5 protein-coding genes and 1 other annotated feature are annotated in these 6,756 nt (G+C 34.4%); of the genes, 4 read left to right on the top strand and 1 reads right to left on the bottom strand.

Going from position 1 to position 6,756, the window contains the following annotated elements; all coding sequences use genetic code 11:
- Positions 1-79 precede the first annotated feature (79 nt).
- The 4 genes from larA to serS all read left to right on the top strand — a co-directional run bounded on the left by larA (position 80) and on the right by serS (position 5,565).
- On the top strand, positions 80-1,450 hold the full coding sequence (gene larA, locus CI949_RS14795; protein WP_110300924.1) for a nickel-dependent lactate racemase: 1,371 nt from the start codon (positions 80-82) through the stop codon (positions 1,448-1,450).
- A gap of 119 nt (positions 1,451-1,569) precedes the next feature.
- A complete protein-coding gene (ald, locus tag CI949_RS14790) occupies positions 1,570-2,697 on the top strand; it encodes an alanine dehydrogenase (RefSeq protein ID WP_110300925.1) in 1,128 nt (375 codons plus the stop codon).
- Positions 2,698-2,714: 17 nt separating this feature from the next.
- A complete protein-coding gene (gene alr, locus CI949_RS14785) occupies positions 2,715-3,839 on the top strand; it encodes an alanine racemase (protein WP_110300926.1) in 1,125 nt (374 codons plus the stop codon).
- 56 nt (positions 3,840-3,895) lie between these two features.
- Positions 3,896-4,112, top strand: a binding site (T-box leader).
- A gap of 184 nt (positions 4,113-4,296) precedes the next feature.
- Entirely contained in the window at positions 4,297-5,565 is a 1,269-nt protein-coding gene (serS, locus tag CI949_RS14780) for a serine--tRNA ligase (RefSeq protein WP_110300927.1), read from the top strand.
- Positions 5,566-5,637: 72 nt separating this feature from the next.
- On the opposite strand, the gene CI949_RS14775 is transcribed toward serS, so the two are convergent.
- A partial coding sequence (locus tag CI949_RS14775; protein ID WP_290767673.1) for an FCD domain-containing protein occupies positions 5,638-6,756 on the bottom strand: 1,119 nt, incomplete at its 5' end.

Genomic DNA, 6,756 nt, shown 5'->3' with positions numbered 1-6,756 from the left:
ATACTAAAGGGATATTATAATTTTCTTAAATGATTATTTGAATTTATTCCTAAATATATTTATATAGGAGCTGTATAAAATGTATAAAAATATTTCATTAAAATATGGTTCAGATAAAGCTGAAATAAGACTTGGGGAATTAAAAACAAAAAGGATTATCAGGGCAAATGAAGACCAGAAATATTTTGGTGATAATTTGTCTTCTTCTGGTATTCAATCACCTGTTGATGTTCAGAGCATTACTAAAAATAATTATTTTTCAGAAGATCAAGATTTTAATAAAATAATTCAAGCTGCACTCAATAATTTGATCGGGAGCCCTAAACTTAGGCAGCTAGTTAATAAAGGTGAAAAGGTAACTCTTGTCATTTCTGATATAACCCGTTCCTGGCAGAATATGTCTGGATTCCTTCCTTTTTTGATTGAAGAACTTAAAGTAGGTGGTGTTGAATTTGATGATATTACAGTTTTATCTGCAGCTGGCTCACACCGTTCTCACACTGAATCAGAGAAAGAAGAGCTACTTGGTATTTATTATAATAAAATAAAATTTATAGATCATGATGATAAAGCTGAGCATGAGATGGAATATTTAGGTGAGACATCTTTCGGAACACCTGTATGGATTAATAGTGAAGTAGTCAATACAGATAGACTTGTGCTCACAGGAGGCATAGTTTTTCATAAACTGGCTGGCTATGCTGGAGGTAGGAAATCACTACTTCCAGGTACAGCAGCTTATGAGTCGATAATGGCAAATCACTCTCTTTCACTGGCTGAGAACAGAGGTGATGGTTTAAAGGAGACAGTCGACAGTGATTTACTGGAAAATAATCCGGTTCATTTGGATATGATGGAAGCAGCTGAAATGATTGATGTTGATTTTATTTTTAATGTAATACCTGATGGTAGAGGAGGTATTGCTGCAGCAGTTGCAGGGGATTTAGTTGAGGCTCATCTGGAAGGTTGCCGTATTACATCTGATTTATTTGGTATTGATTTAGATGAAAAAGCTGAACTTGTGATTGCTTCAGCAGGAGGATTTCCCAAAGATATGAATCTTTATCAGAGTTCAAAGGCTCTGGTAAATTCAGTTAAAGCAGTAAAAAAAGGTGGTTATCTGATCCTGCTTGCAGACTGCAGTGAAGGAATAGGCCATCCCGAAGTTGAAGATATTATCCAGAATTATAATAATAATTTAGAAAGAGAAGATCTGCTGCGGAGAGAATTTACTATTTCAAGATATGTAGGTTATTTAATCACTACTGAGATAAAAGATATCAACTGTATTTTAGTCAGCAATATTGATGCAGATAAATTGAGCACGACAGAAATTAAAGTAGTTAATAGTTTAGGAGCTGCTTTAGAGATTATAGAAGAGGTTTATGAAAAATTACCTCCCGCATATATCATGCCTGATGCAGCAAACACTCTGCCCCTCTATAGGTAGATAGCATCTCGATTTTCATCTTTTTCCCATGAAAATAATTATCTTTTAATAACACTATATTTTTGATATCATTATTATAGAATAAATAGATTTAAAATTCTTTTTGAGGAGATGGTTTTATGATCATTGCTGTACCTAAAGAAATAAAAAATAATGAGAACAGAGTTGCTTTAACTGCTTCTGGAGTAGAGGTGTTAAAAAAATCAGGCCACAGTGTTTTAATTGAAAAAGGAGCCGGCCGCGGCAGCGGTATTGCTGACGAGGACTATTTAAACTCAGGAGCAGAAATTTGTGCTGATAAAAAAGAATTGTTCGCCAAAGCAGATATGATCATCAAGGTAAAAGAACCACTTGAAGAGGAATATGATTTATTCAAAGAAGGGCAGATTTTATTTACATATTTACATCTGGCAGCAGATAAAGAGTTAACAGAAGCATTGAAAAAAAATAAAGTTACAGCTCTTGCATATGAAACCGTTCAGAAGGAAGATGGATCTCTACCTCTTTTAAGTCCGATGAGCGAAGTTGCAGGAAGATTGGCAGTCCAGGCTGCAGCCGCTTATCTGGAAAAACCTAAGGGTGGCAGGGGAGTTCTTTTAAGTGGAGTTCCAGGTGTAAAACCTGCTAAAGTAGTCATCATTGGGGGAGGCATAGTAGGCCGGAATGCGGCTAAAATAGCTCTGGGTATGGGAGCAGATGTAACGGTATTAGATATAAAACATTCTAAAATGCGCTATATTGATGATATTTTCCAGGGAAGAATCAAAACCACAATGTCAAATCATGCCCATGTGGCAGAAGAGGTAAAAGATGCAGATGTAGTTGTTGGTGCAGTACTGATTCCTGGAGGAAAAGCGCCTAATCTTCTTACTGAAGAAATGATCAAAACAATGGCATCTGGAACAGTTGTTGTTGATGTTGCAATTGATCAAGGTGGATGTATTGAAGGGACTTATCCTACCACCCATGATAATCCGGTTTATACAAGATATGATGTTATCCATTATTCTGTTGCAAATATGCCTGGAGCTGTTGCAAGAACTTCAACATTTGCTTTAACTAATGCTACTTTACCATATATAGAAAAAATTGCAGATAAAGGCTTTAAAAATGCTATGCTTGCTGATTATTCACTTGCTAAGTCTTTAAATGTCTATCAGGGTGAGATTGTCTACAAGGGAGTTGCAGAAGCCTTTGCAGAAGATAATATAAATCTTGATGATATATTAAATAAATGGAGAAATTGATTCGGAGGTTATTATAAATGGGTTTACTTTCTAACAGACCCGCCTGGCTCGAAATCGATCTAGGTGCTTTAAAACATAATTACGATATTATTCGCAGTAAAATTCCTGAGCAGACAAAGATTGCAGCAGTTGTAAAAGCTGATGCATATGGTCATGGTGCTGTAGTCACTGCAAAAAAATTAAGTGAATGGGGTGCTGAGTATCTCTGTGTAGGAAGCCCTGGAGAAGGAATTGAATTAAGAGAGGCTGGCATTGAACGGCCAATCATAGTATTGGCTGAAGTTTTAGAAGAACAATATCCAGATATTGTTAAAGGAAATCTAATTCAGACTGCAGCAAGTTTTAAAACTTTAAGAGAGTTAAATAATACAGGAAAAAAAGCGGGTTTTGTTATTTCTGTACATCTTAATTTTGACACAGGTATGGGCAGGATTGGATTCCTGCCTGAAGAATTAATGGGAGCTTTTGCAGCAGCTGAAAAATTGAAATATATTAAAGTTGAAGGGTTATTTTCTCACCTGGCCCGAGCAGATGAAGGTGATAAAGAATTTGCCTATCAGCAGCTTGCTCTTTTTAATAAAACAATAAAAAAAATAGAGGATGCAGGATATAACATACCACTTAAACACCTTGCAAATAGTGCTGCAGTAATTGATCTGCCAGAATTTGCAATGGATATGGTGAGACCTGGTATTATGCTTTATGGTTTGCTGCCTTCAGAGGAACTGCTCAAAGAAGCTGATTTAAAGCCAGTTCTTTCTTTTAAAAGTAGGATTGTACAGCTGAGAGAATTGGATGCTGGATCAGCTATAAGTTATGGTTCAACATATATAACCGAAGAAAAAGAAAAACTCGCAGTTTTACCTGTTGGCTATAAAGATGGTTATCCCAGACTGCTTTCTAATCAGGGCGAAGTTTTAATAAATGGCAAAAGAGCACCAATAAGAGGCAGGATCTGTATGGGACAGATAATTGTTGGTGTTAATAATGTAGAAGATGTTAAAGTTGGAGATGAGGTTGTCCTTATTGGAGAACAGCAGGGGGAAAGCATTACTGCTTCAGAAATTGCAGATCTTACAAATACGATAAACTATGAGATTGTATGTAATTTAAGCAGCAGACTTGAAAAAGTATATATTTAACTTGAATTTAAAATTTCACTGTAATATAATTATCTTAACATATAAATAGCCAATTTTATAAAACTGAGAAGGGCATTAGTAGAAATTTCAATTGAATATATTTAGAGAGCTGATGGTCGCTGTAAATCAGCCAATTGAATTTTTGAATCCGGCCTGGAGTTGTGGAGAAGAAAGCATATTGTTATTAATCTTCACCGGTGGAGACCGTTAAAACTTTTTAAGCGGCATAATTATGCTATTAGGGTGGCACCACGGGAAAATCTCGTCCCTGTTCAGGGGAGGAGTTTTTTGTTTTTTAGAGTAAATTTTTCAGTTTTTGTTCATAGAGTATCTTTTATGTTTTTTGTTTTTTAGAAAATATAAATGCATTTGAGAGCATTAATATTATAATTAAGCTGGTTTGGACTTTTAAATATTTTTGAAGATTATCAAATAAATTCAATAGGAGGACGTTAAAATGTTGGACATGAGATTTATAAGAGAAAATCCGGAAATTGTAGAAGAGGCACTAAAAAAGCGCAATATGGAATCACCTGTTCCAGAGTTTCAGAAGTTAGATGACAAAAGACGTGATCTGCTGTACGAAGCTGAACAGCTCAAACATGAACGCAATGTCAATTCTGATAAAATTGGAGAATTAAAAAGGAATGGAGAAGATGCTTCAGATCTGATTAAAAAAATGCAGGAAGTATCTGCCAGAATCAAAGAACTTGACCAGCAGGTCAGTGTGGTAGAAAAGAAATTGGATGATATACTGCTTGCTATACCAAATATTCCACATGAATCAGTAACTGTGGGTACAGATGAAGAAGACAATGAGGAAGTAAAAACATGGGGTGAACCAAGAGAATTTGATTTTGAATATAAAGCTCACTGGGATATTGGTGAAGATCTTGATATTTTAGATTTTGAGAGAGGCGGCAAAGTAACAGGTACCAGATTTACTTTTATGAAGGGTGCAGGTGCCAGACTTGAAAGAAGTTTAATCAATTTTATGCTTGACCTGCATACTGCAGAACATGGTTATAAAGAGGTGTTTCCACCATTTATCGCAAATGCAGACAGCATGACAGGAACAGGTCAGCTGCCCAAGTTTAAAAAGGATATGTTCAAACTTGAAGATCACGATTATTACTTAATACCAACTGCAGAGGTGCCTGTAACAAACCTCTACAGAGATGAAATTCTTGATGCAGATGAACTGCCTCAATATTTATGTGCTTACAGTGCCTGTTTTAGAGCAGAAGCCGGTGCACATGGTAGAGATAGCAGAGGAATTATCAGACAGCATCAGTTCAATAAGGTTGAAATGGTTAAATTCGTTAAGCCAGAAGATTCCTATTCTGAACTAGAAAAAATAACAGCAGATGCAGAAGAAGTTTTGAAGAAATTAGAATTACCCTATAGAGTAGTTACCTTATGTACAGGTGATCTCACCTTCGCCTCTGCTAAAACATATGACCTTGAAGTATGGATGCCAGCTTATGATACTTATAGAGAGATTTCTTCCTGCAGTAATTTTGAGGATTTTCAGGCTCGAAGAGCGGGTATTCGTTATCGCCCTGAACCAGAAGCAAGCACAAAATTTGTCCATACATTAAACGGCTCAGGACTTGCGATCGGTAGAACACTGGCAGCTATTTTAGAAAACTATCAAAATGAAGATGGCAGTGTAACAGTTCCAGAAGTATTAAGACCTTATATGGGAACAGATATTATTAAGTAAATCATCGAAATTTGTAGGTACCTGGTACCAACAATTTAAAACAAATAAAGACAATTTAATATTAAAGTAAAGCTAAAAGGGCTCTTTTTGAGCTCTTTTTTTTATTTTCGCATCTTTAGCAATTTCAACTCGATCAAGATGTCTAAATAAAATTTTATATGCTTTTTGTTTATTATCCTCTATAATTGAATCAATTAAATTAATATGCTCCTCTCGTGAGCTTTCAGAACGCTGGTCATTCAAATAACTAAAAAGCATAGTGAAATGATTAATCATCTTCAAATAACTATCAATTAGATAATTATTATGTGATGCAAAAACAATTTCTTTATGCAGCTGACTATCAAAAACACTGAAACGTTTATGATGACTTTTAATAAATTTATCTCTTAATTCTGAAATTCTCTTTTTACTTATTTGATCAAAATATTGTTTTCTGTTCTCCAGATCTCTAACAGCAGATTCTTGACTAGAATTTATTTGAGTTTCATACCAGGAATCATCTATCTGATTTCCCATTAGAGATTTATCTGAACTACTTAATATATACCCATTAGAATTTAATAGCTTAAAAGAGGATATACTGGTTAATGATTGCAAAGAATCACTATAAAAAATATCTAAACTCATTGCCATTACATAATAGCCTGTTGGTCCATCCTCCTCTGCTCCTTCAGCATTAATCTTTGAATTAAATAAAACATATGGTTTCCCGTTATAAATATGTACTTCTTCATTTAAAACTTTTGAATACTCATTTTCTGAAAGTTTTTTACCAACATATTCTTTAATATTATCAGTATTTCCAATTCTAGAATCCGCAACTACCACTCCATTTTCATTTGTTATATAAGAAAATTCACTTGCTGCTAGCATTCCATTATTTTGAGTTAGAATATCTGAATTTTTAGTTATTAAACTGCTCCACACATTTGTTAACTCAACTAATTTTCCATCCTTAATAAAATAATTATTCATACTAATTAACCCTTTAATATCACTTGACTCAGAAAAATATTGAGTCATCTCTTTAATATCCTTAATTTCACCTAAAATTTTTCCTCGCTGATTATTTCGAATTAAATCAATTTTCTCAGCAATTTGATCTGACATTATCTTCTGAGAATAATTATAAGTAAAAAATGCCACAGATGTCATTACAGCAATAACAATTATTGATAAGATAAAACT

Source organism: Halanaerobium sp. (assembly GCF_003070835.1).
This window is presented reverse-complemented; position numbering and strand designations above follow the sequence as displayed.